Genomic DNA, 26,059 nt, shown 5'->3' on the forward strand with positions numbered 1-26,059 from the left:
CCCGCGGATACGGGACAATCGGAACCGCTCCTGGATCAATCTACGCGGAGGCACCGTGTCCGGTTTTGTAGAAAAGCCCGAGCCCGTACAGGTTCCGGGCCTCACCCACCTGCACACCGGCAAGGTGCGTGACCTGTACCGGAACGAGGCGGGCGACCTCGTCATGGTCGCCAGCGACCGTATCTCCGCGTACGACTGGGTCCTGCCCACCGAGATCCCCGACAAGGGCCGCGTCCTCACCCGGCTCTCGCTCTGGTGGTTCGGCCGGCTCGCCGACCTCGTGCCCAACCACGTCATCTCCACCGAGCTGCCCCCGGGCGCCCCGGCCGACTGGGCGGGCCGCACCCTCATCTGCAGGTCGCTGCGCATGGTCGAGGTCGAGTGCGTGGCCCGCGGCTATCTGACCGGCTCCGGCCTCGTCGAGTACGACGCCACCCGTACGGTCTGCGGCATCGGGCTCCCCGAAGGCCTGGTCAACGGCTCCGAGCTGCCCGGCCCGATCTTCACCCCGGCCACCAAGGCGGCCGTCGGCGACCACGACGAGAACGTCAGCTACGAGGACGTCGCCCGCGAGGTCGGTGTGGAGACGGCCGCCGAGCTGCGGCAGACGACGCTCGACGTCTACCGCCGGGCCCGGGACATCGCGTACGAGCGCGGGATCATCCTGGCCGACACCAAGTTCGAGTTCGGCTTCGAGACCACCGAGGACGGCACCGAGCGGCTGATCATCGCCGACGAGGTGCTGACCCCGGACTCCTCGCGCTTCTGGCCCGCCGCCGGCTGGGAGCCCGGCCGCGCGCAGCCCAGCTACGACAAGCAGTTCGTACGCGACTGGCTGACCTCGCCGGCCTCCGGCTGGGACCGCGCGAGCGAGCAGCCACCCCCGCCGCTGCCGCAGGAGATCGTGACGGCGACCCGCGCCAAGTACATCGAGGCGTACGAGGTGCTGACCGGCACCAACTGGTCGTAAGGGCGAACGCAAAGGGCGAACGCATACGCAGAAGGCCCCGGTCGAAAGGACCGGGGCCTTCTGTTCTGTGGAGCGGACGACCAGGTTCGAACTGGCGACCTCAACCTTGGCAAGGTTGCGCTCTACCAACTGAGCTACGTCCGCAGTGCGCCGCAGCGCGATGCCTACTATACCCAACCCCGCTCGCGTGCGAGACGCACTGCCGTATGCCGGTTCTCCGCACCGATCTTGCCGGCGGCCGAGGACAGGTAGTTGCGTACCGTTCCCTGGGACAGCGAGGCCCGCTCCGCGATCTCCGCGACCGGCGCCCCGTCCGCCGCCAGTTCGAGCACCTCGGCCTCCCGCGCGGTCAGCGGGGAGTCCCCGGCGGAGATCGCGTCGGCCGCCAACTCCGGATCCACGTAACGGTTTCCGGCGTGGACGGTACGGATGATCTCGGCCAGCCGCCGGGCGCTGACCGTCTTCGGTACGAATCCCCGTACGCCGGCGGCCAGGGCCCGCTTGAGGTGCCCGGGGCGGCCGTGACTGGTCACGATCATGGTGCGGCAGCGCGGCAGCTCGGCCCGCAGGGATGTGGCGACCTTCACACCGTCCGCGCCCGGCATCTGGAGATCCAGGACGGCGACGTCGGGCCGGTGCGCCAGCGCCATCGCCAGCGCCTCGGGTCCGCTCGCCGCCTCCGCGACCACGACGAGGTCCTCCTCCAGGGCGAGCAGCGCGGCCAGCGCGCCCCGGATCAGGTGCTCGTCGTCGGCCAGCAGGACCCGCAGGGGCTGCGCGGTGGTCATCGTTCCTCCGGGAGGGCGGATGGGGTGTCGGTGGAGGTGGAAGCGGAGACGGGGGTGGGCGTAGGGGTGGGGGTGTGGGGGGAGGGAGCCGGGCGGCCGTTCGTGCGGGTGTGGGCGTTCGCATGCGGGCGGGGGGTCGTGAGCGGCACCGTCGCCGTCACCCGGAAGAGGTCGTCCCCGCCGGATCCGCCGGATTCAGCGGCTTCAGCGGTTCCGGCGGATCCGGTGTTCCCGGCCACCCCGACCGCCCCGGCGGATCCGGTGTTCCCGGCCGCCCCGGCGGATCCGGCGGTTTCGATGTTCCCGACCACTCCGGCGCTGAGCGTTCCGCCGAGTGCCCCGAGCCGTTCGCGCAGCCCGGCGAGGCCCGAACCGTCGCCGCCGCTGTCCGGGCCGCCGAGCGGATCCGTGGCGCCGGCCCCGTCGTTCTCGACCTCCAGGACCACCGCGTCCCGCGTCCGCGTGAGCCGGATCCAGCAGTGGCGCGGGTCGCCGTGGCGCAGGACATTCGTCGCGCTCTCGCGCACCACCCAGCCGAGCGCGGCCTGGACGGCGGCAGGAGCCCCGATACCGGCCGGGCCGTCCGCGCCCTCGACGGTGCAGGTGATGCCGGCGGCCTGCAACACGCCCTGTGCGCCCATGAGTTCGGTGGGCAGGTCGGCCTCCCGGTAGCCGCGTACGACATCGCGGACCTCCTGCTGGGAGGCGCGGGCGATCCGCTGCACCTCGACCATCTGGTCCATCGCCGCGGGGTTCCCGCGCTGGGCCAGCTCCACGGCCAGCTCGCTCTTCAGGGCGATCACCGACAGGTTCCGGCCCAGCACGTCGTGCATGTCCCGGCCGAACCGCAGCCGCTCCTCCGCCACCGCCAGCCGGGCCTGCATGTCCCGCGCCTCCTCCGCCTGCCACATCATCGGGGCTCCTTCCGTGGATACCCTCACCTTTGGGTGGGGGAGGAAACGAAGCTCCTGCGGAGCAGGGCAGTGGGCGATTTTCGCCCCCCGGACGAAAGGTCGTGCTCTGACCCGCAGGTTTGATCTTAAGTCTCAGCGTCGCTAGTTTGTGAGCATGGCCGCGAACCAGGTGAAGCGGGCGTTCAAGTACCGCTTCCATCCGACCGATGCGCAGGCAGCCGAGCTGTCGCGCACGTTCGGCTGCGTTCGCAAGGTCTACAACCTGGCGCTCGCCGCACGGTCCGAGGCGTGGACGCTTCGTCAGGAGCGGGTCAACTACAACGCCACCTCCGCGATGCTCACCTCGTGGAAGAAGACCGAGGAACTGGCCTACCTGTCCGAGGTGTCGTCGGTGCCGTTGCAGCAGACGCTGCGGCACTTGCAGGAGGCGTTCACCAGCTTCTTCGGCAAGCGGGCCAAGTACCCGCGCTTCAAGTCGAGGAAGAAGTCCCGCCGGTCCGCCGAGTACACCACCAGCGGTTTCCGCTACCGGGACGGTCGGCTGACCCTCGCGAAGATGCGCGAGCCGCTCGACATCGTGTGGTCCCGTCCCCTTCCCGAGGGTGCATCCCCGTCGACCGTGACCGTGTCGCAGGATCCGGCCGGGCGCTGGTTCGTCTCGATGCTGTGCGACGACATTCCCGCACCGATGCCCGAAACGACGAACGCGGTCGGGATCGACGCCGGGATCACCAGCCTGGTGACGCTCTCCACCGGGGAGAAGGTCACCAACCCCCGGCATGAACGGAAGGACCGGGCTCGCCTGGCGAAAGCCCAACGGAACCTGGCGAAGAAGGCCAGGGGTGACGGAGCGAACCGGGCGAAGGCCTGCCGGAAGGTCGCGAAGGTCCATGCCCGCATTACCGACCGCAGGCGGGATCACCTGCACAAGCTGACCACTCGGCTCGTTCGTGAGAACCAAACGATCGTGATCGAGGACCTGACCGTACGCAACATGGTCAAGAACCATTCCCTGGCCCGCGCCATCTCGGACGCGGCCTGGACCACGCTGCGCGGCATGCTGGAATACAAGTGTGCCTGGTACGGAAGGGACCTGGTCGCCGTCGACCGCTGGTTCCCCTCCTCCAGGCTGTGCTCCGCCTGCGGAACGCTTCAGGGGAAGATGCCGCTGAACGTCCGCACCTGGACGTGCGCGTGCGGTGTCACGCACGACCGTGACGTGAACGCCGCGAAGAATGTGCTGGCCGAGGGGCTCTCGGTGACAGTCTGTGGAGCCGGTGTAAGACCTCAACGGAGATCTCCGGGCGGGCAGTCGGCGACGAAGCAGAAAACCCCACGGCGCGAGCCGTAGGAACCTCCCTCCATCAGGAGGGGGAGAATGTCAAGTAGACGACCTGGACGAGCACCATGCCGGTGCCGCCGGTCAGGGTCGCGCCCGCGACGGTGAGCCCGGTGCCGCCGAGGTCGACCTGTTCGAGCGAGGACCGCATCGCGAAGATCATCGCGAGCGGCAGCAGCAGGGCCACGACGATCGCGGTCCGGTTGCGCACCAGGAGGATCAGCTCGGCGCGGCCGAGTGCGGTCAGTCGCCGGGCCACGGCCGCCGCACCCGTGGGGGAGCCGGCGGGCGTCCGGTCGCGGACGGGGGCCGTGGTCGTCATGCCGTCACCTTCTTCGTGCCGCCGGAGCGGGTGGAGCGGACCGGAGCCTGGCGCGGGTCCTGGTCCCGGGGCGCGTGCCGGGTCTTCGCGATGTCGAGGAACGCCTCCTCCAGGGAGGCGGAGCGGGCGTCGAGGCCGTGCAGCCGTACGCCGGACTCCCGGGCCCACTCCAGGAGTTCGTGCAGCGACTCCTGGAGGGCGGGGGTGCGGATCTCGACCCGGGCTCCCTCGGCCGCGGCCCGCAGGGAGAGCGGCAGCCGGGCGGCCGGCACGGACTCGGGCAGGACGAACCGGATCCGGGCGGGCTGCCGCGCGGTCACTTCGGCGATGGTCCCGGTCGTCACGATCCTCCCCTGATGCATGATCGCCAGGCGGTCCGCGAGCGCCTCGGCCTCCTCCAGGTAGTGCGTGGTCAGCAGGACGGTCGTGCCGTTGTCCCGCAGTGCCCGGACGAGCTCCCAGGTCTCCTGACGGCCCTCGGCGTCCAGCCCGGTCGTCGGCTCGTCGAGGAAGAGCACCTCGGGCCGGGACGTCAGGGCGAGCGCCAGGTCGAGGCGGCGCTTCTCGCCGCCGGACAGCTGTTTGACCCGCACGTCTCCCCGGGCGGTCAGGCCGACCGTCTCCAGGGCCTCGGCGGCGGGGCGTGCGCCGGTGGTGCAGGCCGACCACATGCGTACGGTCTCCCTGACCGTGAGGTCGGAGGGGAAGCCGCCTTCCTGGAGCATCACCCCGGTACGGGGGCGGACGGCGGCGCGTTCGCGGTACGGGTCGTGGCCGAGGACCCGGACCGTGCCGTCGGACGGCGGCGCCAGGCCCTCCAGGAGTTCCACGGTGGAGGTCTTGCCCGCGCCGTTCGTCCCGAGCAGGGCGAACAGTTCGCCGCGGGCCACGGAGAAGGAGATCCCGGACACGGCCTCGAAGCCGCCGGCGTAGCGGCGCCGGACCCCGTTCGCCTCGATCACGGGACCGTCCACGCGGTCGCTGAGAATGTCGTCGCTGGTCATGCTGCAAGGCTTCCGCCGGAACCGGCTCGCGAGCAGTGCGCGCTGTCACCACTGCTCATGACAAACGTCATGAGGGTGCCCAGGGAGTAAGGCGGAGACCGAGGGGCACGACAAAGGACCGAGCACGACAAAGGACCGAGCACGACAAAGGCCCCGACCAGAAGGTCGGGGCCTTTGATGCTGAGCGGACGACCAGGTTCGAACTGGCGACCTCAACCTTGGCAAGGTTGCGCTCTACCAACTGAGCTACGTCCGCAGTGCAGCCACTCGGCTTTCACCGGTGGAGCAAGCACCACTCTACCTGATCCAACGAAGTGGTCCGAAGAGTTGTGCAGAGCGGGTGACAGGAATTGCACACTGCGCCTTCCCCCTGGAAGGGGGATGTTCTACTACTGAACTACACCCGCACGCTGCGTGGGATTCGGCTTTGCGGCCTCGCCCCTCGGCGTGCTCCAGACTCTAGCCGACCTGCGGGGGTGTCGCGCAAGTCGGCTCCCCGCAGGTCCTGCCGACCGGGACCGGACCGAATCCGGAACGGGCCCGGACCGAACTCGGGCCGAGCCCGGAACGGCCCCGCGGCCCCGGCCGTCCCGTCGGGCGGGGCCGCCTGACGGAGTGTCCGGCTTCCGGGCCCGCCGGACGCCGGCGGGCCCGGGAGGCTCAGCCGGCCCGCCGGCCTCGCGGCTCAGTCGGCCGCGTCGAACGCCTCGTAGACCTTCTTCGGGATGCGGCCCCGGGCCGGCACCTCCATCCGGTGCGAGCGGGCCCAGGCGCGGACGGCCGCCGGGTCCGGGGCGAGGGAGGTGTGGTGGTAGGTCGTGGGCGTCCTGCCGTGCTTGCTGGCATTTGTCTGCTTTCGACCGGCGGCGACGTAAGGAGCCAGGGTCTTCCGCAGTTTCTTCGCGTTGGCGGGATTGAGGTCGATCTCATACGTCTTCCCGTCCAGGGCGAAGGTCACCGTTTCCGCCGCTGTTCCCCCGTCGATGTCGTCGGAGAGTGTCACCACTACGCGCTGAGCCACGGATATCGGTCCTTTCCTACGGCACCGGCGCGTGTCGCGTGCGCGGATGCCGGCCTTCCGGCTGTCAGGCGGGCGGATGCGGATCGACGAGATGTCGACTGTTCCGTTGTCCCGGGGCAATGGTGCTTTCCCCGGTAATCATTTGTACAGCGGTGGGCACCGCATTGTGAAGCCCAGTCAATTGCATCCGCGTGTCCGTGTGCAATCCGTGTGCAATCCGGGCGGGATTTTTCCAGACCTTTTCCCGTACGGTGTCGCGGCCGATATCTCGGTGTGATCCGCGCAGGGTGCTCGCCGTGTCCGTGCCGTCCGATATCTACCCGCGTAGAAATTTTGGCCAGGTACGCTGAGTGGACCCGCGGGGGTCTGGGGAACCCCCCGGAGAGACAGCCGCATCACACCACCACACCGGGAGTGCCAGTGGCACGCGTCGTAGTCGACGTCATGCTCAAGCCCGAGATCCTCGACCCGCAGGGACAGGCGGTGCAGCGCGCACTGCCCCGTCTCGGCTTCGAGGGAATCGCGGACGTTCGTCAGGGAAAGCGTTTCGAGCTGGAGGTCGAGGGACCGGTCGACGACGCCGCCCTGGCCCGTATTAACGAGATGGCCGAGACGTTCCTCGCCAACACCGTCATCGAGGACTTCGTCGTGAAGGTGGAGGAGGAGAAGTGACCACCCGTATCGGCGTCGTCACTTTTCCCGGCACCCTCGACGATCAGGACGCCCTGCGCGCCGTCCGGATCGCGGGCGCCGAGCCGGTATCCCTGTGGCACCGCGACAAGGACCTGCACCAGGTCGACGCGGTCGTCCTGGCCGGTGGATTCTCCTACGGGGACTACCTCCGGGCCGGAGCCATCTCCCGCTTCTCGCCGGTCATGGAAACGCTCGTCGAGCAGGCGAAGGCCGGCATGCCGGTCCTCGGCATCTGCAACGGCTTCCAGATCCTGACCGAGGCGCACCTGCTGCCCGGCGCGATGCTGCGCAACAACCACCTGCACTTCATCTGCCGCGACCAGAAGCTGCGGGTGGAGCACGCGGAGACCGCCTGGACCTCGGACTACAGCACCGGCCAGGAGATCAGCGTTCCGCTCAAGAACATGGACGGCCGCTACACCGCCGACGAGCACACGCTCGACGAGCTGGAGGCCGAGGGCCGCGTCGCCTTCCGCTACCTGGACGGCAACCCCAACGGCTCGCTCCGCGACATCGCGGGCATCACCAACGCCGCGGGCAACATCGTCGGCCTGATGCCGCACCCGGAGCACGCCGTGGAGCCGCTCGTCGGCACCGGCCGCACCGACGGCCTCGGTTTCTTCACCTCGATCATCAAGAAGCTGGTCAACGCATGAGCCTGGATACGGTCAAGCACGCGGCCGAGACCCCGGACGCCGCGCAGCCCTGGAAGGACCTCGGCCTCAAGGAGGACGAGTACGCCCGGATCCGCGAGATCCTGGGCCGCCGTCCCACCGGCGCCGAGCTCGCCATGTACTCGGTGATGTGGTCGGAGCACTGCTCGTACAAGAGCAGCAAGGTCCACCTCGCCCAGTTCAGCGAGAAGAAGCCGCAGTCCGACGCCATGCTCGTCGGCATCGGCGAGAACGCCGGGGTCGTCGACGTCGGCCAGGGGTACGCGGTCACCTTCAAGGTCGAGTCGCACAACCACCCCTCGTACATCGAGCCCTACCAGGGCGCGGCCACCGGCATCGGCGGCATCGTCCGCGACATCCTCGCGATGGGCGCCCGCCCGATCGCGGTCGTGGACCCGCTGCGCTTCGGCGCTGCCGACCACCCCGACACCAAGCGCGTCCTGCCGGGCGTCGTCGCGGGCATCGGCGGCTACGGCAACTGCCTGGGCCTGCCCAACATCGGTGGCGAGGTCGTCTTCGACGCCTGCTACCAGGGCAACCCGCTGGTCAACGCCGGGTGCATCGGTGTGATGAAGCACGAGGACATCCACCTCGCCAAGGCCTCCGGCGCCGGCAACAAGGTCATCCTGTACGGCGCCCGCACCGGCGGCGACGGCATCGGCGGCGTCTCCGTGCTGGCCTCGGAGACCTTCGAGTCGACCGGCCCGGCCAAGCGACCGGCCGTCCAGGTGGGCGACCCGTTCCAGGAGAAGCTCCTCATCGAGTGCACCCTGGAGATCTTCGGCGAGAAGCTCGTCGACGGCATCCAGGACCTCGGTGGCGCCGGGCTCTCCTGCGCCACCTCCGAGCTGGCCTCGGCCGGCTCCGGCGGGATGCGCGTCGAGCTGGACACCGTGCCGCTGCGCGACTCCTCCCTCTCGCCCGAGGAAATCCTCATGAGCGAGTCGCAGGAGCGCATGTGCGCGATCGTCGAGCCGCAGCACGTGGACCGCTTCCTGGAGATCTGCGAGAAGTGGGACGTCATCGCCACCGTCATCGGTGAGGTGACCGAGGGCTCCCAGCTGGAGATCTTCTGGCACGGCGAGCAGATCGTGGACGTGCCGCCGCGCTCGGTCGCCCACGACGGCCCGGTCTACCACCGCCCGTTCGCCCGCCCGTCCTGGCAGGACGCGCTCCAGGCGGACGACGCCGGCAAGCTCGCCCGTCCGGCGAACGCCGCCGAGCTGCGGGAGCAGGTCCTGAAGCTCGTGGCCTCCCCGAACCAGGCCTCGAAGTCCTGGATCACCGACCAGTACGACCGTTTCGTACAGGGCAACACCGTCCTCGCGATGCCCGAGGACGCGGGCATGGTCCGCATCGACGCCGAGTCGAACCTGGGCGTGGCCATGGCGACCGACGGCAACGGCCGGTACGCCAAGCTCGACCCGTACACCGGCGCCCAGCTCGCGCTGGCGGAGTCGTACCGGAACGTCGCCGCCTCCGGCGCGAAGCCGCTGGCCATCTCTGACTGCCTGAACTTCGGGTCCCCCGAGGACCCGGACGTCATGTGGCAGTTCGCCGAGGCCACCCGCGGTCTCGCGGACGGCTGCCTGGAGCTGGGCACCCCGGTCACCGGCGGCAACGTCTCGCTCTACAACCAGACCGGCGAGACGGCGATCCACCCGACGCCGGTCGTGGCCGTGCTCGGCGTGATCGACGACGTCAACCGGCGTACGCCCATCGCCTTCGCGGAAGAGGGCCAGCTCCTCTACCTGCTGGGCGACACGGCCGAGGAGTTCGGCGGCTCGGCCTGGTCCGAGGTGGTCCACAACCACCTCGGCGGCCTGCCGCCCAAGGTGGACCTCGGCCGCGAGAAGCTGCTCGCCGAGATCCTCATCTCGGCCTCCCGCGACGGCATGATCGACGCCGCGCACGACCTGAGCGACGGCGGTCTGATCCAGGCCGTCACCGAGTCCTGCCTGCGCGGCGGGAAGGGCGCCCGGCTGGTCGTGCCGGACGGCCTGGACGCGTTCACGTTCCTCTTCTCCGAGTCGGCGGGACGCGCGGTCGTCTCGATCCCGCGCAGCGAGGAGCTCCGCTTCAACGACATGTGCGGCGCGCGCGGTCTGCCCGTCGCCCGCATCGGTGTCGTGGACGGCGAGGAGATCGAGATCCAGGGCGAGTTCAGCATCCCGCTGAGCGAGCTCCGTACGGTCCACGAAGCGACGATCCCCGCGCTGCTCGCCTGAGCCGAGCCGAGCCGCCGGGTCGCGCGTCGACCTGTATGTCTGAAGCCCCCGCCCGGGTCGTCCGGGTGGGGGCTTCGGGCTTTCCCCGAATCCCTTGATGGAGATTACGTAATTACGTAAGGTTGGTCTCATGGAGCTGGAGCAGCGGGTCGCCGAGCTGGAGCGGCGGCTCACGGCGCTGGAACGGCAGGACGAGGAGTCCCCCCGCCTGGGCGACGGCGACTTCTGGGCGCTGAACGGGCTGAAACAGCAGCTCACCGATGTCGGGGAGGCCGCGTCCGACGGGGGAGTGCTCTACACCGGCTCGGTACGGCTGCCCACCGGCGAGAGTTACGAGTGGCAGTACGGTGCGCTCACCGAAGCCCTGGTCGACGGGGACTGGACGGACACCGCCGAGTCGTTCGCCGCGCTGGGCCACCCGGTCCGGCTGCGCCTGCTCCGCGAGATCCTCGGCGGCGTGAGGACGGCCGCCGAACTGGCCGCGCTCGACGGGGCAGGCACCACCGGCCAGATCTACCACCACCTGCGCCAGCTGACCGGCGCGGGATGGCTGCACGTGGCGGGCCGCGGCCGGTACGAGGTCCCGCCGGTCCGGGTCGTACCGCTGCTGGTGATGCTGACGGCGGCGCGGCCCTGACCGGTCCGGCACGACGAGCGCGGCCGGCACGACGAGAAGAACGCAAGAAGCCATGGGGGAAACATGTCTGTCCGCACCGCCGTTCCGATCGCCATGCGGCTGTCCTGGCTGGTCCTGTTCGCGCTGATGACCGGCGAGTTCTTCACGGATCTGCCCGGACCGGGCTGGGCGACCACCTCCCTGCCCGCGACGGTCGTTCTCGCCCTCATGGTGGCGGCGATGACCCTGCAGGTCCGCACCGCCGCGCCCCGGGGAGAGCCGAGGCCCCCGGTCGAGGTCGACCCGCCGGTGACGGGCCGCTGGTCCGCCCTGAACAGCCCGGCGGACAAGGTGCCGAGCCACGGAACGCACGTGTACGGGCAGACGTACGCGATCGACATCGTGGCCGAGCCGGAGCCGGAGCCGGAGCCGGAGCCGGAGTCCGTGGCCGGGACCGCGACCGCGCCCGATTCCGGGTCCGAGCCGGGTGCGGGCGAGGCCCAGGTCCGTCCGCCGTTCCGCCTCTTCTGGCCGGTCGTCCGCCGCAACCGCCACTTCCCGGCGTTCGGCGCCCCGCTGCTCGCGGTGGCCGACGCCACGGTCGTCCGGGCGAGCGACGGCCAGCGCGACCACCTGAGCCGCAACTCGCTGCCCGCTCTCGCCTACCTGATGCTCATCGAGGCCAACGTCCGCTCGGTCCTCGGTGCGCACCGGATCGTCGGCAACCACGTGATCCTCGACCTCGGCGACGGCACGTACGCCGTCTACGCCCATGCCCAGCGCGGCTCGCTCCAGGTGAGGGCCGGGGACACCGTCCGGGCCGGGCAGCCGATCGCACGTTGCGGCAACTCCGGGAACACCACCGAACCCCACCTCCACTTCCACCTGATGGACGGCCCGGACCTCGATGCGGCCCGGGGTGTCCCGTTCACCTGGCGCGGCCTCGAACTGCCCGCGAACGGCGAGACGTTCACCGTCGGGGACCGGGCCGCAGGGGTCTGACCGAACGGTGTCCATGGGGCCGGTTAGCGGTTACTCTCGGCACCATGCCTCCGGCCAAGAAGCGCCCACGCGCCTACGATCACCTCAAGACCCAGACGGCGGTCCTCGCCCAGTTCGCCCATGTCCGCGATGTCATACGGACTTTGACGCCTGATCAGCTCGCCCGGCCGACCCAGCTCGACGGCTGGACGGTCCGCGAGCTGGCCGTGCACATCGCGACGGGGTTCGCCGGCATCAGCCGGGCCCTGGCCCCTCCGGAGCCGCCCGGCTCCCAGCCCGAGGTGACCCTGCTGGGCTATCCCTCGGTCACCGCCCCGTTCGCCGCCTGGGTCGCCGAGGACGCCCAGAAGGTGGCGGCCGACCGCCCCGACCTCACCGCGCTGTTCGATGAGGTGGAGACGGAGGTCACCGCCGCCCTCGCGGCCTCCGGCACGGGGGAGCGGCTGGTGGCCTCCGTGGTCGGCTCCATGCGGCTGACCGACTTCCTGGTCACCCGGGCCGTCGAACTGGTCGTCCACACGGACGACCTGAACGAGGCGCTCGGCTCGGAGATTCCGCTCGACCGGCAGGCGCTGGCCGCCTGTACCCGGATGCTGGTGGACACGCTCGCGGACCGGGCGCCCGGCGGCTCGGTGGAGGTGCGTGTCCCGCCGTTCGCGGTGGTCCAGTGCATTGGCGGGCCCCAGCACACCCGGGGTACCCCGCCCAACGTCGTGGAGACCGACCCGCTGACCTGGATCCGGCTCGCCACCGGGCGTACGGAGTGGGCACGGGCCCTGGAGGACGCCGAGGTCAGCGCCGGCGGGGAGCGTGCCGACCTGGCCGCGCTGCTGCCCCTGATGGGCTGAGGCGGCCCACCGCACCCCGCCCCGCCCCGCAGCGAAACGGGCGGAACCGGATCGGACCCTCGTACGGAGGCCGGATCGGGGGCGCCACGTGGATCCGGATCGGAGCCTCGTAGGGCAGCCGGACCGGGTACACGCGGAACCGGATCGGGCCCTCGTACCGTCACATCGCCATGCGCACACAACGTATGGCCCTCAGCGTCAGCGTCCTGGCCCTCCTCACCCTCGCCGCCTGCGGTACGGAGTCGGGTTCGGGCTCCGGCAAGGGTTCCGGCGACGGCGGTGACACCGTGCGGAGCGATGTCCCGGTCACCGGGGTGGCGTGGAGCGTCGACTCCGTGACCGTCGGCGGGAAGAGGACCGAGGCCCCGGCGGGGGCCCGGCTGGAGATCGACCCGAAGGGCCGGATCGGGGCCGATTTCGGGTGCAATCACATCAGCGCGGACGCCCGGGTGGAGGGCGATCGGATCACCGTGGGCAAGCCCGTCTCCACGCAGATGGCGTGCGAGGAGGAGACCGAGAAGTTCGAGAGGGCCGCCACCGGCGCGATGGGCGGCGAACTCACCGCGAAGCTCGCCGGCGAGCAGCTGACCCTCACCACCGAGGGCGGCGACACCATCGCGCTCAGCGAGGAGAAGGCGGCCGGCCTGGTGGGCACCCGGTGGACGGTGACCACGCTGCTCAGTGGTGAGACGGCCACGTCCGTACCGGCGGATCTGCCGAAGGAGCGGGTGCCCCGTCTGACCTTCTCCGAGGACGGCACCGTGCGGGGCGATTCCGGCTGCAACTCCTTCCGCGGCCGGGCGGCGGTCAAGGGCTCCACGATCGTCTTCGGGCCGGCGGTGGCCACCCGGAAGATGTGCCCGGAGGCGGAGATGACGGTGGAGCGCGCCGTGCTCGCCGCCCTCAGCGGCCCGACGACGTACACGATCAAGGGCAGCACGCTCACCGTCACCGCGGACGACGGCAAGGGGATCGGCGCGACGGCCACACCTCCAGGGGCCGAGAACAGCTCTCAGGGCGGCTGAACCCGGCTCCCCGGTGTGAGTCTCACCACGGAACGAGCGTTCGGCCGACGGCCGGGGCGGCGAAGGGGCGGGTTCACCGAGCGCCACGGCCTACCGTCCGTCACAGTCGGTCCCTACCGGCTGGTAACCGGTCTCCCGGCCAGGAAGCGGGCCCCGCGTCAGCTTCGCGGGGCCCGCGCCGCCCGCATGGCAGTTACGCAACGTCACCGGCCGAAGTCCCGCGAATCGCCCGCCCCGGGCAGCGGGCGGGTCCGTTCCCCGTGCTTCACCGCACGTTTGCCCACCGGTCCCCAATTCGGACCAGTGGTCGATCTCGCCTACACTCGGTGCTGTGCCCCGTGGTGATGGACGACTCAACCACGACCTGCTCCCCGGAGAGAAAGGCCCCCAGGACGCTTGTGGCGTCTTCGGTGTCTGGGCTCCGGGTGAAGAGGTCGCCAAGCTCACCTATTTCGGACTGTATGCCCTGCAGCACCGCGGACAGGAATCCGCGGGCATCGCAGTGAGCAACGGGTCCCAGATCCTGGTCTTCAAGGACATGGGACTGGTCTCGCAGGTCTTCGACGAAACGTCTCTGGGTTCCCTCCAGGGCCATATCGCGGTCGGTCATGCCCGCTACTCCACCACCGGTGCCTCGGTGTGGGAGAACGCGCAGCCGACGTTCCGTGCCACCGCGCACGGCTCGATCGCCCTCGGCCACAACGGGAACCTGGTCAACACCGCCCAGCTCGCGGAAATGGTCGCCGACCTCCCGCGCAAGGACGGCCGCGCCACCCAGGTCGCCGCGACCAACGACACCGACCTGGTGACCGCGCTGCTCGCCGGGCAGCGCGACGAGAACGACAAGCCGCTCACCATCGAGGAAGCCGCCGCCAAGGTGCTCCCCGACGTCAAGGGCGCGTTCTCCCTCGTCTTCATGGACGAGCACACCCTCTACGCCGCCCGTGACCCGCAGGGCATCCGCCCGCTGGTGCTCGGCCGTCTCGAGCGCGGCTGGGTGGTCGCATCCGAGTCCGCCGCGCTCGACATCTGCGGCGCCAGCTACGTACGCGAGATCGAGCCGGGCGAGCTCGTCGCCATCGACGAGAACGGTCTGCGTACCTCGCGATTCGCAGAAGCGAAGCCCAAGGGCTGTGTCTTCGAGTACGTCTACCTGGCCCGTCCCGACACCGACATCGCCGGGCGCAACGTCTACCTCTCCCGGGTGGAGATGGGCCGCCGGCTGGCCGCCGAGGCCCCCGTCGAGGCGGACCTCGTCATAGCGACCCCGGAATCCGGAACCCCCGCGGCCGTCGGTTACGCCGAAGCCAGCGGCATCCCGTTCGGCGTCGGACTGGTCAAGAACGCCTACGTCGGCCGGACCTTCATCCAGCCCTCGCAGACCATCCGCCAGCTCGGCATCCGGCTCAAGCTGAATCCGCTGAAGGAAGTCATCAAGGGCAAGCGCCTGGTGGTCGTCGACGACTCGATCGTCCGCGGCAACACCCAGCGCGCCCTGGTCCGGATGCTCCGCGAGGCGGGCGCCGCCGAGATCCACATCCGGATCTCCTCGCCGCCGGTGAAGTGGCCCTGCTTCTTCGGGATCGACTTCGCGACCCGCGCCGAGCTGATCGCCAACGGCATGACCGTCGACGAGATCTGCACCTCCATGGGCGCCGACTCCCTCTCGTACATCTCGATCGACGCGATGATCGAGGCGACCACGATCGACAAGCCGAACCTCTGCCGCGCCTGCTTCGACGGTGTGTACCCGATGGAGCTCCCGGACCCGGAGCTGCTCGGCAAGCAGCTGCTGGAGACCGAGCTGGCGGCGGGCCCGGCGGCGACCGCCGCGGCCGACGCGCTGCGCCGTCCGTGACCCGGACGCGCCGCCGCCTCCCCCACCAGCCCCGTATCTCCACACGAAAGATCCCAGGCCATGTCTGAGACAACAGGTGCCTCCTACGCGGCGGCCGGCGTCGACATCGAAGCCGGCGACCGTGCCGTCGAGCTGATGAAGGAGTGGGTGAAGAAGACGCAGCGCCCCGAGGTCGCGGGCCTCGGCGGTCTCGGCGGCTTCGCCGGCCTCTTCGACGCCTCGGCGCTGAAGCGCTACGAGCGCCCCCTGCTGGCCTCCGCCACGGACGGCGTCGGCACCAAGGTGGACCTGGCGCGTCAGATGGGCGTGTACGACACCATCGGCCACGACCTCGTCGGCATGGTCGTGGACGACCTCGTCGTCTGCGGCGCCGAGCCGCTGTTCATGACCGACTACATCTGCGTCGGCAAGGTGCACCCCGAGCGTGTCGCGGCCATCGTGAAGGGCATCGCCGAAGGCTGTGTCCTGGCCGGCTGCGCCCTGGTCGGCGGCGAGACCGCCGAGCACCCGGGTCTCCTCGGCCCGGACGACTTCGACGTCGCCGGCGCCGGTACGGGCGTGGTCGAGGCCGACCGCCTGCTCGGCCCGGACCGTATCCGCAAGGGTGACGCGGTCATCGCCATGGCGTCCTCCGGTCTTCACTCCAACGGGTACTCGCTCGTCCGCCACGTGGTCTTCGACCGGGCCGGCTGGTCCCTGGACCGCGAGGTCGAGGAGTTCGGCCGGACGCTGGGCGAGGAGCTCCTGGAGCCCACCCGGATCTACTCCCTGGACTGCCTGGCCCTCACCCGGACGACCGAGGTGCACGGCTTCAGCCACGTCACCGGCGGCGGCCTGGCGAACAACCTGGCCCGGGTCGTCCCGGACGGCCTGCACGCCACCGTGGACCGCTCCACGTGGACGCCCGGCGCCGTCTTCGACCTCGTGGGCAAGGCCGGTCAGGTCGAGCGGCTGGAGCTGGAGAAGACGCTCAACATGGGCGTCGGCATGATCGCGATCGTCCCGGCCGACTCGGTGGACGCCGCGCTGACGACCCTGACCGACCGCGGGGTCGACTCCTGGGTCGCCGGTGAGATCACCGACCGCGGTGACCACGCCACGGGCGCCGGACTGACCGGCGACTACGCACGCTAGCCGTACGCCGTGGTGCGCCGGGCGGCCCGCCGGGCGCACCACGCACGGGACCGCGGGAAGCGGGAAACCCGGACCGGGACGCACAGAAACCCGGTCCGGGGCTGGCCCGGACCGGGTTTCTGTGTCAGCGCGAGGTCAAGCTCCGCGGCGCTGTGACGACGGACCGGACTGATCGTCCTGATCCTCGTCATCGTCCTGGTTGTAGCGATCCGCGTACTGTGCGTACGGGTCATCTTCCTCGTCGTCGTCCTCGAACGGCTCTGCGTTCGGTGGCTGACTCGAAGGCGATGCGCCCAGCTCATTGGCCAGACGCGACAGGTCAGTCCCGCCGCTGCTGTACTTCAGCTGGCGGGCGACCTTGGTCTGCTTGGCCTTTGCCCGGCCGCGCCCCATGGCTCGACCCCCTCGGTGACGGGGCTCGACGGCCCCAGAGTCTTGACACGCGTTCATGTTTCAGGACGGACTCTCGGCAGAGAGACCGCGCCCGTAGGGCTTTAACGGTACCTGCTTCCGTGGCCATACGGTACGCCGCCCGCATTCCGGCACCCGGCACAGGGCCAGGGAAGAGCCCGTCCTCCCTGGTCAACTGCGATTTTAACCTCTTGTGGAGGGACGACCCGCCGACCGGCGTGAGTCTTGTCTCGCCGGCCGGCGGGCCGTATGCCGCTCGTTCGGAACTCGTTCGGCGTTCGTTCGGAACCCGTTCGACGCTCCCGTGCCGCCGCCCGGTCAGTGGGCGCGCGCCTCCGCCATCCGCTGTTCGGCGATCCTGTCGGCCGCCGCGGCCGGCGGAATCCCGTCAGCCTTCGCACGTGCGAATATTTCCAGCGTGGTGTCGAAGATCTTGGCCGCCTTCGCCTTGCACCGGTCGAAGTCGAACCCGTGCAGCTCGTCGGCCACCTGGATCACGCCACCGGCGTTGACCACGTAGTCGGGTGCGTAGAGAACCGACCGGTCGGCCAGGTCCTTCTCCACGCCCGGGTGCGCGAGCTGGTTGTTGGCCGCGCCGCACACCACCTTCGCGGTGAGCACCGGCACGGTCGTGTCGTTCAGCGCACCGCCGAGCGCGCACGGCGCGTAGACGTCCAGGCCCTCGGTACGGATCAGCGCCTCGGTGTCCGCCACCACGGTGACCTCGGGGTGCCGGTCGGTGATCCGGCGCAGCGACTCCTCGCGGACGTCGGTGATCACGACCTCGGCCCCGTCGGAGAGCAGGTGCTCGACGAGGTGGCGGCCCACCTTGCCGACCCCGGCGACGCCTACCTTGCGGCCGCGCAGTGTCGGGTCGCCCCACAGGTGCTGGGCCGAGGCCCGCATGCCCTGGAAGACGCCGAACGCGGTGAGCACCGAGGAGTCGCCCGCGCCGCCGTTCTCGGGGGAGCGGCCGGTGGTCCAGCGGCACTCCCGGGCGACGACGTCCATGTCGGCGACATAGGTGCCGACGTCGCAGGCGGTGACGTAGCGGCCGCCGAGCGAGGCGACGAACCGGCCGTAGGCGAGGAGGAGTTCCTCGCTCTTGATCTTGTCCGGGTCGCCGATGATGACGGCCTTGCCGCCACCGTGGTCGAGGCCGGCGAGGGCGTTCTTGTACGACATCCCGCGCGACAGGTTCAGCGCGTCGGCGACGGCGTCCGCCTCGGAGGCGTACGGGTAGAAGCGGGTACCGCCGAGGGCCGGGCCCAGGGCGGTGGAGTGGAGGGCGATGACGGCCTTGAGGCCGCTGGCACGGTCCTGGCAGAGCACGACTTGCTCGTGGCCCCCCTGATCCGAGTGGAACAGGGTGTGCAGGACGCCGTCAGTCACATCGGTCACTGTGGTGACTCCCAAACAACGAAGCGGCGGAAGACCCTCCTAGGGGTGGGGAGGGCCCCGGACCGACCGGCACGGCCGGTCCGATGGGCAAGAGCGTAAGTCCTCCGGCGGCGTGGATCTGCCCCCGCGTGGAGGATCACCCTCTGGGGGTGCTCCGCCGTGACACGATGCGCTGCATGTCGGTGGTGTCTTCGGTGCTCGTCCCTTACACGTCCTACCTCCGGGTCTACGAGCCGCTCGCCGCATTCGCCGAGCCCGAGCGGAGCCACTGGGCGCGCTACGCGCGGCGCGAGGACCTCCCCACGGCCCAGGACGAACTGCGCCGCTCGCTGGCCGACCTGACGTCGACGCCGCCGGTCGGGGTGCCGGTGCACGAGAGCGGCGACGCGTTCGTGACGGAGCTGGACGGGGTGGTGTGCGTCTGCCCGTGGCGGACCAGGCTGCGGGGCTGGCTGGCCCTGGAGGAGTGGGAGGGCATGTTTCCGGCCAACGTGCTGGATGCCCTGCTGCCCGCGGTGGTGCGCGGCCAGGCGGTGGCGGACCACGAGCGCTGGCAGCGGCTCCACCCGGACGCGAGGCCCTGGATCCGCACCACGGTGTGGCAGGTCCCGGTGCGCTGGTTCGTCCTCTTCCGCGACGAGGAGCGGGAGTGGAAGTGCGCGGCGGCGGGCGAGGACGGGGCCGCGCCGGTCCTGCGCTACCGCACCCCGATGGTCGAGGCCCGGCGCCGGCTGGCGCGGGCGCTGCGGACCCTGCGCGGACACGTTCCCGAGGGCCCGCTGACCGAGGGCCTGGTGGATGTGGGGCGCTGGCTGGAGGAGTTCCACCCGCGCTCCCTGGTCGAGCTGGACTACGGGGGCCTCGTGCACGCGCTGTCGGCGGAGCGGCTCGCCGGGGACCGGTCGGCGGCGGATGTGGCGGAGGGGCTCGCCGCGCTGCGGGACGGCGACAGCGAGGGCGCGGGGGTGGCGTACGCGCGGCTCGCGGATCGCTGGCGGGCGGTCCGGGACCTCCAGTTCACCAATTGACGCGAAAAGGCCCACAGCGGCATCAAGGTGATGGAACCGGGGCATCCTTCATCCAGGACGGCCGAGAGGCCGGCGTACGGGCCGCGGGGCCGGGCCGTACGGAAGGAAGCGGAAGGGCATGGAAGGAGGGGGAGGCCGGGTCGCCTCGGCGGAGCGCGGCGAGGAGGGCGACGGAGGCGACGAAGGGGCTCGACAAACAGTTGACGGGCCGTGAACCTGCGTCCTGTGTGACGCGTGTGATGTGTGAGGCGGAAGCGTACTGCGCTGGGTCCAGGACCTACGTCCCGAACCGGGCCTTTGCCTCAAGCGTGATGGACAGCACTAACGGGGCCCTTGCGTCTATCCCTACCCCTCATGCCAAAATAGGACAAGGAGTCCGGGGAGGGCTCCTTCTGTCCAAGTAAGAGTGGAATGCTCGATATTGCACCCTATGGGGGGTCTGACGACTCCTGATCGCTCTGTGACTGATCGTCACTGGGGCGTGACTGTCCGCTATGGCATGGTCCATCGGCTTCCGTCGCTGATGAACACCTGGGAGGGCAATTCCATCGGTTTGGCCGACGTGGCTGGACGGATGGTGTAGTTGTAGTGCCGAGGACAAGCCGTTCGTCCTATAACCGACTCGGCCCGCGTCCGCCATTTCGGGCAACGCGGGTCAAGGTGCAGAATTTAGAGGAAAGAACCGAGAAGGTTCGGTTCTCCCGAGGAGGCCGCTCATGACCGCTCGCACCCCTGATGCCGAGCCGCTGCTGACCCCGGCTGAGGTTGCCACGATGTTCCGCGTGGACCCGAAGACGGTCACCCGTTGGGCCAAGGCTGGCAAGCTCACGTCCATCCGCACGCTCGGTGGGCATCGCCGGTACCGCGAGGCAGAGGTCCGCGCACTGCTTGCGGGTATTCCGCAGCAGCGCAGCGAGGCCTGACACACCCCTGTCACGCGGCAACGCAGCAGTACAGCATCACAACCCGGGCAGCTGCCAGGTCCCCCAACCCCAGCCGCCCACCCATAGCTCCACTCGACGGACGCCTGCCCCAACGGGCGTCATACCTGTGTTCCGCAGGTGTCGTCGTATCGATCGCGCTGGACTCCGCCGAGTCCAGCGCGATCTTTTTATGCCCCGGCGGGGCTGCTCGGGCCGCTCCCGGCCCCGGGGCGCCGGCCGGCCGAGAACCGGGCGGTCGGTCGGCTTCGGAGGCTCAGCGGACTTCCCGGCGCGCTGTCGGCGGTCGCCCCACGAGGGGTGGCGGGCCGGGCGCCGAGGGGTCTTCGTGGGCCTGTGGGCGGGTCTGTGGGGGAGTGTGGGTGAGCGTCCCGGAGTGGGTCGGGCGAGGGGTGGGGACGTGGCGGGACAGCTCCGGACGGAACGGTCCTCGTGCACCTGACACCCTCGTGCAATTGCACATATTAAATTCATCAGTTGTAGGCGAGGCGTAAAATCCCCCGGCCTGAAAACTCTTTCGGTGACTACCGTCACACCACATGATGCTTGCCAACTCCGAGCCTGCCACTGTCCGGACGCGGAAACATCCGGCCGATGGTCATGTCGCGGCAGGTCTTTCGGCCCCGGCTCGCTCTCCGCCCCCGTCCCCGCTCCTGTCTCCGCCCCCGTCCCCGGCCTCGTTCCCGCCGCCGTCCCCGCCCGGCTCCCCGACGTGTCCGGGGTCTCCGGGCTCCATGGCGAGGCGCAGGAGGCGATGGCAGACCGCGCAGTGCCGGGTGAGGTGGCGATAGGCGGAAGCGGCCGCCAGGTGGGCGCGCAGCAGCGCGCGGGTCTCATGTCGTGCTGTGAACGCGGCCATACGAGCCACCTCCCGGTGAGCCCGGCCGTCCCCCGCCGTGGGGAGCGCCGAGGGGGCGCCGACGGAACACGGAAACAGGGACGACCTCTGCTTCTACGGGTTACTCGCGTCAGATGCCGCCGTCAAGACGCGAGGCAAGACGCAAGGCAAGACGCAAGAAAGCCCGGATCGAAAACGATCCGGGCTTTCTTCTACTGCGGTCCTGACGGGATTTGAACCCGCGGCCTCCACCTTGACAGGGTGGCGAGCACTCCAAACTGCTCCACAGGACCAGGCTTTCGCCGCTTGCCTTGCGGCTTGCTGCGAAACCAGACTCTACAGGAGGTGGGAGGCCCAGGTCGACTTCACTCCTGGTGGTGACTCCGTCACCGCTTCCCCGGCCCCGCCGAGCCGCTGAGTCAGGGTGCGAGGGCGTCGATCGCCTTCACGATCCGCTTGTCCGAGACGGGGAACGCGGTGCCCAGCGCGTGGGCGAAATAGCTGACCCGCAGCTCCTCGATCATCCAGCGGATGTCCAGCGCCTCCTGCGGCACCGGCCTGCCCTGCGGGAGCTGTTCGAGCAGCCAGGCGTACTCGTCCTGCATCTCGTGGACCTTCGCCATCCGTGTGGTGTCCCGCTGTACGGCCGTCGGCATCTGCTGGAGCCGCCGGTCGGCCGCCACGAGGTAGCGCATCAGGTCCGGCAGCCGGCGCAGTCCGGTGGCCGTAACGAAACCGGGCGGTACGAGACGGGCCAGCTGCTCCCGTACGTCGGTGACGTTGGCCACCAGCGTCAGGCTGTTGGTCGACTTCAGCCGGCGCTCGCAGGCCTGCCAGGCGGCCAGGATCTGCTGCACCTGGTCGATCGTGCGGACGGTCAGGTCCACCAGATCTGCGCGGACCTTGTCGTACAGCGTCCGGAACGCCTTCTCGTCCCACGCGGGACCGCCGTGCGCGGCGATCAGCCGGTCGGCGGCGGCGGTGGCGCAGTCCTCGAAGAGGGCCTGGACCGAACCGTGCGGATTACGGGACAGGGCCAGCTTCTGCTGGTTGGAGAGCCGGTCCGAGGCGAACTTCGCCGGGTTCACCGGGATGTTCAGCAGGATCAGCCGCCGGGTGCCGCGCCACATCGCCTGCTGCTGCTCGGCCTCGGTGTCGAAGAGCCGTACGGCGACGGTCCCGCCCTGGTCGACGAGCGCCGGGTAGGCCTTCACCGGCTGCCCGGCCCGACGTGTCTCGAAGACCCTGTCCAGCGCCCCGATCGTCCAGTCCGTGAGGCCGGAGCGCTCGATGGACTCGCCGGACGGTCCCGCGGTCGCCGCGGCCGCCTTGGAGAGTGCCTGCCGGGCCTTCGGCCGCAGCTGGAGCTTCAGCGCCTCCAGGTCCTTGTCCTCGGCGACCTTGCGCCGCCGCTCGTCGACGATCCGGAACGTGATCTTCAGATGGTCCGGAACCCGGCCCAGGTCGAAGTCGTCGGCCGTGACCGGCACCCCGACCATCCGCTGGAGCTCCCGCGCCAGCGTGAACGGCAGCGGCTCCTGGAGCGGGACCGCCCGGTCGAGGAACTTGTCCGCGTAGTCCGGCGCGGGGACGTAGTGCCGGCGGACCGGCTTCGGCAGCGAGCGGATCAGCTCGGTGACGACCTCCTCGCGCAGCCCCGGGATCTGCCAGTCGAAGCCCTCGGACGTGACCTGGTTCAGCACCTGGAGCGGGATGTGGACGGTCACGCCGTCCGCGTCCGCGCCGGGCTCGAACTGGTACGTCACCTTGAACTTGAGCTTCCCCTGCCGCCAGGAGTCCGGGTAGTCGTCCTTGGTGACGGCCCCGGCCTTCTCGTTGATGAGCATGGAGCGCTCGAAGTCGAGCGCGTCCGGCTCCTCGCGCTTCTTCTGCTTCCACCAGGAGTCGAAGTGCGCCCCGGACACGATGTGGTCGGGAATCCGCTGGTCGTAGAAGTCGAACAGGGTCTCGTCGTCCACGAGGATGTCGCGGCGGCGGGCGCGGTGCTCCAACTCCTCGACCTCGCCGAGGAGTTTGCGGTTGTCATGGAAGAACTGGTGGTGGGTGCGCCAGTCGCCCTCGACCAGGGCGTTGCGGATGAACAGATCCCGCGAGGCCTCCTGGTCGATACGTCCGAAATTGACCTTGCGCTGAGCGACGATCGGCACCCCGTACAGCGTGACCCGCTCGTACGCCATCACCGCCGCCTGGTCCTTCTCCCAGTGCGGCTCGCTGTAGGTGCGCTTCAGCAGGTGCTCGGCGAGGGGCTCGATCCATTCGGGCTCGACCTTGGCGTTGACCCGCGCCCACAGCCGGGAGGTCTCCACCAGCTCCGCCGACATCACGAACCGGGGCTGCTTCTTGAACAGCGCCGACCCGGGGAAGATCGCGAACTTGGCGCTGCGCGCGCCCACGTACTCGTTCTTCTCGGTGTCCTTCAGCCCGATGTGCGACAGCAGCCCGGCCAGCAGCGAGGTGTGCACCGCCTGCTCCGGGATGGGCGCGTCGGCCTTGGGCTCCTCGACGGTGATGCCCATCTGCTTGGCCACCGTACGCAGTTGCGTGTAGATGTCCTGCCATTCACGGATGCGCAGGAAGTTCAGATACTCCTGCTTGCACATCCGGCGGAACGAGGACGAGCCACGCTCCTTCTGCTGCTCGCGGACGTAGGCCCAGAGGTTCAGATACGCCAGGAAGTCGGACGTCTCGTCCTTGAACCGGGCGTGGTTCTGGTCGGCCTGGGTCTGCTTCTCGGCGGGCCGCTCGCGCGGGTCCTGGATGGAGAGCGCGGCGGCGATGACCATGACCTCACGGGCGCAGCCGTTGCGGTCGGCCTCGATGACCATGCGGGCCAGGCGCGGGTCGACGGGCAGCTGGGACAGCTTGCGGCCGAGCGGGGTGAGCCGCTGCCCCTTCTTCCCCTCCTGGGGGGACTTCTCGCCCTGCTCAAGGGCTCCCAGCTCCTGGAGGAGCTGCACGCCGTCGCGGATGTTGCGGTGGTCCGGCGGGTCGATGAAGGGGAACTTCTCGATGTCGCCGAGCCCGGCGGCGGTCATCTGGAGGATGACGGAGGCCAGGTTGGTCCGCAGGATCTCCGGATCGGTGAACTCCGGCCGGGTGACGAAGTCGTCCTCGGAGAACAGCCGGATGCAGATGCCGTCCGACGTACGGCCGCAGCGGCCCTTGCGCTGGTTGGCGCTGGCCTGGGAGATCCGCTCGATCGGCAGCCGCTGGACCTTGGTGCGGTGGCTGTAGCGGGAGATGCGGGCGTTGCCCGGGTCGATCACGTACTTGATGCCGGGGACCGTCAGCGAGGTTTCGGCCACGTTGGTCGCGAGGACGATACGGCGTCCCGTGTGGCGCTGGAACACGCGGTGCTGCTCGGCGTGCGAGAGGCGCGCGTAGAGGGGGAGGACCTCGGTGTGCCGGAGGTTCCGCTTGTTCAGCGCGTCCGCCGTGTCCCGGATCTCGCGCTCACCGGAGAGGAAGACCAGGACATCGCCCGGGGCCTCGTGGCCCAGCTCGTCCACGGCGTCGCAGATCGCGGTGATCTGGTCGCGGTCGGAGTCCTCGCTGTCATCTTCGAGCAGGGGGCGATACCGCACCTCCACCGGATACGTCCGCCCGCTGACCTCGACGATCGGCGCCTCGCCGAAGTGGCGCGCGAACCGCTCCGGGTCGATGGTCGCCGAGGTGATGACGACCTTCAGATCCGGGCGCCTGGGCAGCAGCCGGGCCAGATAGCCGAGCAGGAAGTCGATGTTGAGGGACCGCTCGTGGGCCTCGTCGATGATGATCGTGTCGTACGCCAGCAGCTCGCGGTCCGTCTGGATCTCGGCGAGCAGGATGCCGTCCGTCATCAGCTTCAGATACGTCGACTCCGGGTTCACCTGGTCGGTGAAGCGGACCTTCCAGCCGACCGTCTCGCCCAGCGGCGTCTTCAGCTCGTCCGCGACCCGCTCCGCGACCGTACGGGCGGCGATCCGCCGGGGCTGGGTGTGCCCGATCATGCCCCGGACGCCGCGCCCCAGCTCCATACAGATCTTGGGAATCTGCGTGGTCTTGCCGGACCCCGTCTCCCCGGCGACGATCACGACCTGGTGGTCGCGTATCGCCTCCAGGATCTCGTCCTTCTTCTGGCTGACCGGCAGCTCCTCCGGGTACGACAGGGCCGGCAGCCGGGCCGCGCGCGCCGCGAGCCGTTCGGCCGCCTTGCCCGCCTCGGCCGCGATCTCGTCCAGCACGGACTGGCGGGCCTCGGGCTTGCGGATGCGGCGCGCTCCTTCGAGGCGCCGGCCGAGCCGGTTCGCGTCACGGAGCGAGAGCTGTCCGAGCTGGGACTGGAGATCGGCAAAGGAAGTAGACATACGGATCCCAGGATCTCACCCGGGCCCGCAGAGTGGCGACCTCATTTCGCGCGGGCTGCGTCACGCTCCACGTACCATTTCGGGCAGTCGAACACTCAGCCCCGCCCCCAGACGTTCCCGCCCCCAGACGTTCCTGCCGCGAGAAAGGCCCGGTTCCCGTGTCCCGTACGCAGTGGTGGAGCCTGACGGCGCTGCTCGCGGTCGTCGTGGGGCTGCTGTGCGGACCGGCGGCGGCCTCGGCGGCGGAGCGCGGGGCTTTCGCGCCGGCGGTTTCCGTCGCGCAGACGCAGACGCAGGACCTGGCGCAGGCCCAGATGCAGTCCCCGTCCCCGGCCCCGGTGCCGTCCCCGGCGCAGGCCCAGGCGCAGTCCCCGGCCCCGGCCCCGGCCCCCGTGGTCGAAGCCGCCGGCGCGGGCGCACCCGTCCCCGGCTGCGGGAAGCTCCGCGACCACGACGGCGAGCCCGCCGTCCCCACCCGCGCCCGCACCGCGTACGACCAGGCGCCCGGCCTCGCCCCGGGAGGACTGCCCGCCGCGACGGGCGCGCTGCCGGCCGAGCCGCCGCCGGGGATACGGGCCGGGGCCCCGGTCCCCGCCACACCGACCCCGGTCGAGCTCTCCGTGCTGAGGGTGTAGGC

The 26,059-nt window shown here is 70.1% G+C and carries 21 protein-coding genes, 4 tRNA genes and 2 pseudogenes; 14 read left to right on the forward strand and 13 right to left on the reverse strand.

What is annotated here, in order from left to right; translation table 11 throughout:
- Positions 1-55: 55 nt before the first annotated feature.
- Positions 56-970 (forward strand): phosphoribosylaminoimidazolesuccinocarboxamide synthase, encoded by a 915-nt coding sequence (locus ACGF2Y_RS04655; protein WP_392943247.1) that lies wholly within the window; start codon positions 56-58, stop codon positions 968-970.
- Positions 971-1,038: 68 nt separating this feature from the next.
- On the opposite strand, the gene ACGF2Y_RS04660 is transcribed toward ACGF2Y_RS04655, so the two are convergent.
- The 3 genes and pseudogenes from ACGF2Y_RS04660 to ACGF2Y_RS04670 all read right to left on the reverse strand — a co-directional run.
- Positions 1,039-1,114: transfer RNA gene (locus tag ACGF2Y_RS04660), tRNA-Gly, on the reverse strand.
- 23 nt (positions 1,115-1,137) lie between these two features.
- Positions 1,138-1,758 (reverse strand): response regulator, encoded by a 621-nt coding sequence (locus ACGF2Y_RS04665; protein WP_392943248.1) that lies wholly within the window; start codon positions 1,756-1,758, stop codon positions 1,138-1,140.
- Positions 1,755-2,672 (reverse strand): annotated as a pseudogene (locus ACGF2Y_RS04670) (sensor histidine kinase); the annotation flags it as partial. The pseudogene ACGF2Y_RS04670 and the gene ACGF2Y_RS04665, both read right to left, overlap by 4 nt.
- Positions 2,673-2,826: 154 nt before the next feature.
- On the opposite strand from ACGF2Y_RS04670, the gene ACGF2Y_RS04675 reads away from it, so the two are divergent.
- Entirely contained in the window at positions 2,827-4,023 is a 1,197-nt protein-coding gene (locus tag ACGF2Y_RS04675; protein WP_392943249.1) for an RNA-guided endonuclease InsQ/TnpB family protein, read from the forward strand.
- Positions 4,024-4,054: 31 nt separating this feature from the next.
- Here the strand turns inward: ACGF2Y_RS04675 and ACGF2Y_RS04680 are convergent.
- The 5 genes and pseudogenes from ACGF2Y_RS04680 to ACGF2Y_RS04700 all read right to left on the reverse strand — a co-directional run.
- Positions 4,055-4,333 (reverse strand): annotated as a pseudogene (locus tag ACGF2Y_RS04680) (ABC transporter permease); the annotation flags it as partial.
- Positions 4,330-5,337 (reverse strand): ABC transporter ATP-binding protein, encoded by a 1,008-nt coding sequence (locus ACGF2Y_RS04685; protein WP_392943250.1) that lies wholly within the window; start codon positions 5,335-5,337, stop codon positions 4,330-4,332. The gene ACGF2Y_RS04685 and the pseudogene ACGF2Y_RS04680, both read right to left, overlap by 4 nt.
- 183 nt (positions 5,338-5,520) lie before the next feature.
- Positions 5,521-5,593 (reverse strand) — tRNA-Gly (locus tag ACGF2Y_RS04690).
- Between the two features lie 79 nt (positions 5,594-5,672).
- Positions 5,673-5,744 (reverse strand) — tRNA-Gly (locus tag ACGF2Y_RS04695).
- A 278-nt stretch (positions 5,745-6,022) separates the two neighbouring features.
- Positions 6,023-6,358, reverse strand: coding sequence for an Lsr2 family protein (locus tag ACGF2Y_RS04700; protein WP_392943251.1), 336 nt, complete (start codon positions 6,356-6,358; stop codon positions 6,023-6,025).
- Positions 6,359-6,778: 420 nt separating this feature from the next.
- Between ACGF2Y_RS04700 and purS the strand changes: the two genes are divergently transcribed.
- The 9 genes from purS to purM all read left to right on the forward strand — a co-directional run bounded on the left by purS (position 6,779) and on the right by purM (position 16,436).
- On the forward strand, positions 6,779-7,030 hold the full coding sequence (gene purS / locus ACGF2Y_RS04705) for a phosphoribosylformylglycinamidine synthase subunit PurS (protein WP_010056446.1): 252 nt from the start codon (positions 6,779-6,781) through the stop codon (positions 7,028-7,030).
- Positions 7,027-7,707: a phosphoribosylformylglycinamidine synthase subunit PurQ gene (purQ, locus tag ACGF2Y_RS04710; RefSeq protein ID WP_392943252.1), complete on the forward strand. Its 681-nt coding sequence runs from the start codon at positions 7,027-7,029 to the stop codon at positions 7,705-7,707. Before purS ends, purQ begins: the two co-directional genes overlap by 4 nt.
- A complete protein-coding gene (gene purL / locus ACGF2Y_RS04715; protein WP_392943253.1) occupies positions 7,704-9,953 on the forward strand; it encodes a phosphoribosylformylglycinamidine synthase subunit PurL in 2,250 nt (749 codons plus the stop codon). Before purQ ends, purL begins: the two co-directional genes overlap by 4 nt.
- Before the next feature lie 130 nt (positions 9,954-10,083).
- Positions 10,084-10,590 (forward strand): ArsR/SmtB family transcription factor, encoded by a 507-nt coding sequence (locus ACGF2Y_RS04720; protein WP_392943254.1) that lies wholly within the window; start codon positions 10,084-10,086, stop codon positions 10,588-10,590.
- A 63-nt stretch (positions 10,591-10,653) separates the two neighbouring features.
- Complete coding sequence (locus ACGF2Y_RS04725; protein WP_392943255.1) at positions 10,654-11,571, forward strand: M23 family metallopeptidase; 918 nt, start codon at positions 10,654-10,656, stop codon at positions 11,569-11,571.
- Between the two features lie 44 nt (positions 11,572-11,615).
- Complete coding sequence (locus tag ACGF2Y_RS04730; protein WP_392943256.1) at positions 11,616-12,419, forward strand: sterol carrier family protein; 804 nt, start codon at positions 11,616-11,618, stop codon at positions 12,417-12,419.
- 170 nt (positions 12,420-12,589) lie between these two features.
- Positions 12,590-13,444, forward strand: coding sequence for an META domain-containing protein (locus ACGF2Y_RS04735; RefSeq protein WP_392943257.1), 855 nt, complete (start codon positions 12,590-12,592; stop codon positions 13,442-13,444).
- Between the two features lie 331 nt (positions 13,445-13,775).
- Complete coding sequence (purF, locus tag ACGF2Y_RS04740) at positions 13,776-15,302, forward strand: amidophosphoribosyltransferase (RefSeq protein ID WP_392943258.1); 1,527 nt, start codon at positions 13,776-13,778, stop codon at positions 15,300-15,302.
- 60 nt (positions 15,303-15,362) lie between these two features.
- Positions 15,363-16,436, forward strand: a complete 1,074-nt coding sequence (gene purM / locus ACGF2Y_RS04745; RefSeq protein ID WP_392943259.1) for a phosphoribosylformylglycinamidine cyclo-ligase — start codon at positions 15,363-15,365, stop codon at positions 16,434-16,436.
- A 135-nt stretch (positions 16,437-16,571) separates the two neighbouring features.
- On the opposite strand, the gene ACGF2Y_RS04750 is transcribed toward purM, so the two are convergent.
- Together ACGF2Y_RS04750 and ACGF2Y_RS04755 are read right to left on the reverse strand one after the other, a co-directional pair.
- On the reverse strand, positions 16,572-16,829 hold the full coding sequence (locus tag ACGF2Y_RS04750) for a DUF3073 domain-containing protein (RefSeq protein WP_007447468.1): 258 nt from the start codon (positions 16,827-16,829) through the stop codon (positions 16,572-16,574).
- 336 nt (positions 16,830-17,165) lie between these two features.
- Positions 17,166-18,248 (reverse strand): Leu/Phe/Val dehydrogenase, encoded by a 1,083-nt coding sequence (locus ACGF2Y_RS04755; protein ID WP_392943260.1) that lies wholly within the window; start codon positions 18,246-18,248, stop codon positions 17,166-17,168.
- 176 nt (positions 18,249-18,424) lie between these two features.
- On the opposite strand from ACGF2Y_RS04755, the gene ACGF2Y_RS04760 reads away from it, so the two are divergent.
- Positions 18,425-19,276 (forward strand): hypothetical protein, encoded by an 852-nt coding sequence (locus tag ACGF2Y_RS04760; protein WP_392943261.1) that lies wholly within the window; start codon positions 18,425-18,427, stop codon positions 19,274-19,276.
- 716 nt (positions 19,277-19,992) lie between these two features.
- Entirely contained in the window at positions 19,993-20,199 is a 207-nt protein-coding gene (bldC, locus tag ACGF2Y_RS04765; RefSeq protein ID WP_003949541.1) for a developmental transcriptional regulator BldC, read from the forward strand.
- A gap of 616 nt (positions 20,200-20,815) precedes the next feature.
- On the opposite strand, the gene ACGF2Y_RS04770 is transcribed toward bldC, so the two are convergent.
- The 3 genes from ACGF2Y_RS04770 to hrpA all read right to left on the reverse strand — a co-directional run bounded on the left by ACGF2Y_RS04770 (position 20,816) and on the right by hrpA (position 25,422).
- A complete protein-coding gene (locus tag ACGF2Y_RS04770; protein WP_392943262.1) occupies positions 20,816-21,076 on the reverse strand; it encodes a DUF6274 family protein in 261 nt (86 codons plus the stop codon).
- Between the two features lie 197 nt (positions 21,077-21,273).
- A tRNA-Asp gene (locus ACGF2Y_RS04775) sits at positions 21,274-21,348 on the reverse strand.
- A 126-nt stretch (positions 21,349-21,474) separates the two neighbouring features.
- Entirely contained in the window at positions 21,475-25,422 is a 3,948-nt protein-coding gene (gene hrpA, locus ACGF2Y_RS04780) for an ATP-dependent RNA helicase HrpA (RefSeq protein ID WP_392943263.1), read from the reverse strand.
- 158 nt (positions 25,423-25,580) lie between these two features.
- Here hrpA and ACGF2Y_RS04785 point away from each other — a divergent pair, with 158 nt between their 5' ends.
- Positions 25,581-26,057: a hypothetical protein gene (locus ACGF2Y_RS04785; protein WP_392943264.1), complete on the forward strand. Its 477-nt coding sequence runs from the start codon at positions 25,581-25,583 to the stop codon at positions 26,055-26,057.
- Positions 26,058-26,059: the final 2 nt, after the last annotated feature.

Origin of the sequence: Streptomyces sp. NPDC048142 (genome assembly GCF_043202835.1) — a bacterium.
Taxonomy (GTDB): Bacteria; Actinomycetota; Actinomycetes; order Streptomycetales; family Streptomycetaceae; genus Streptomyces.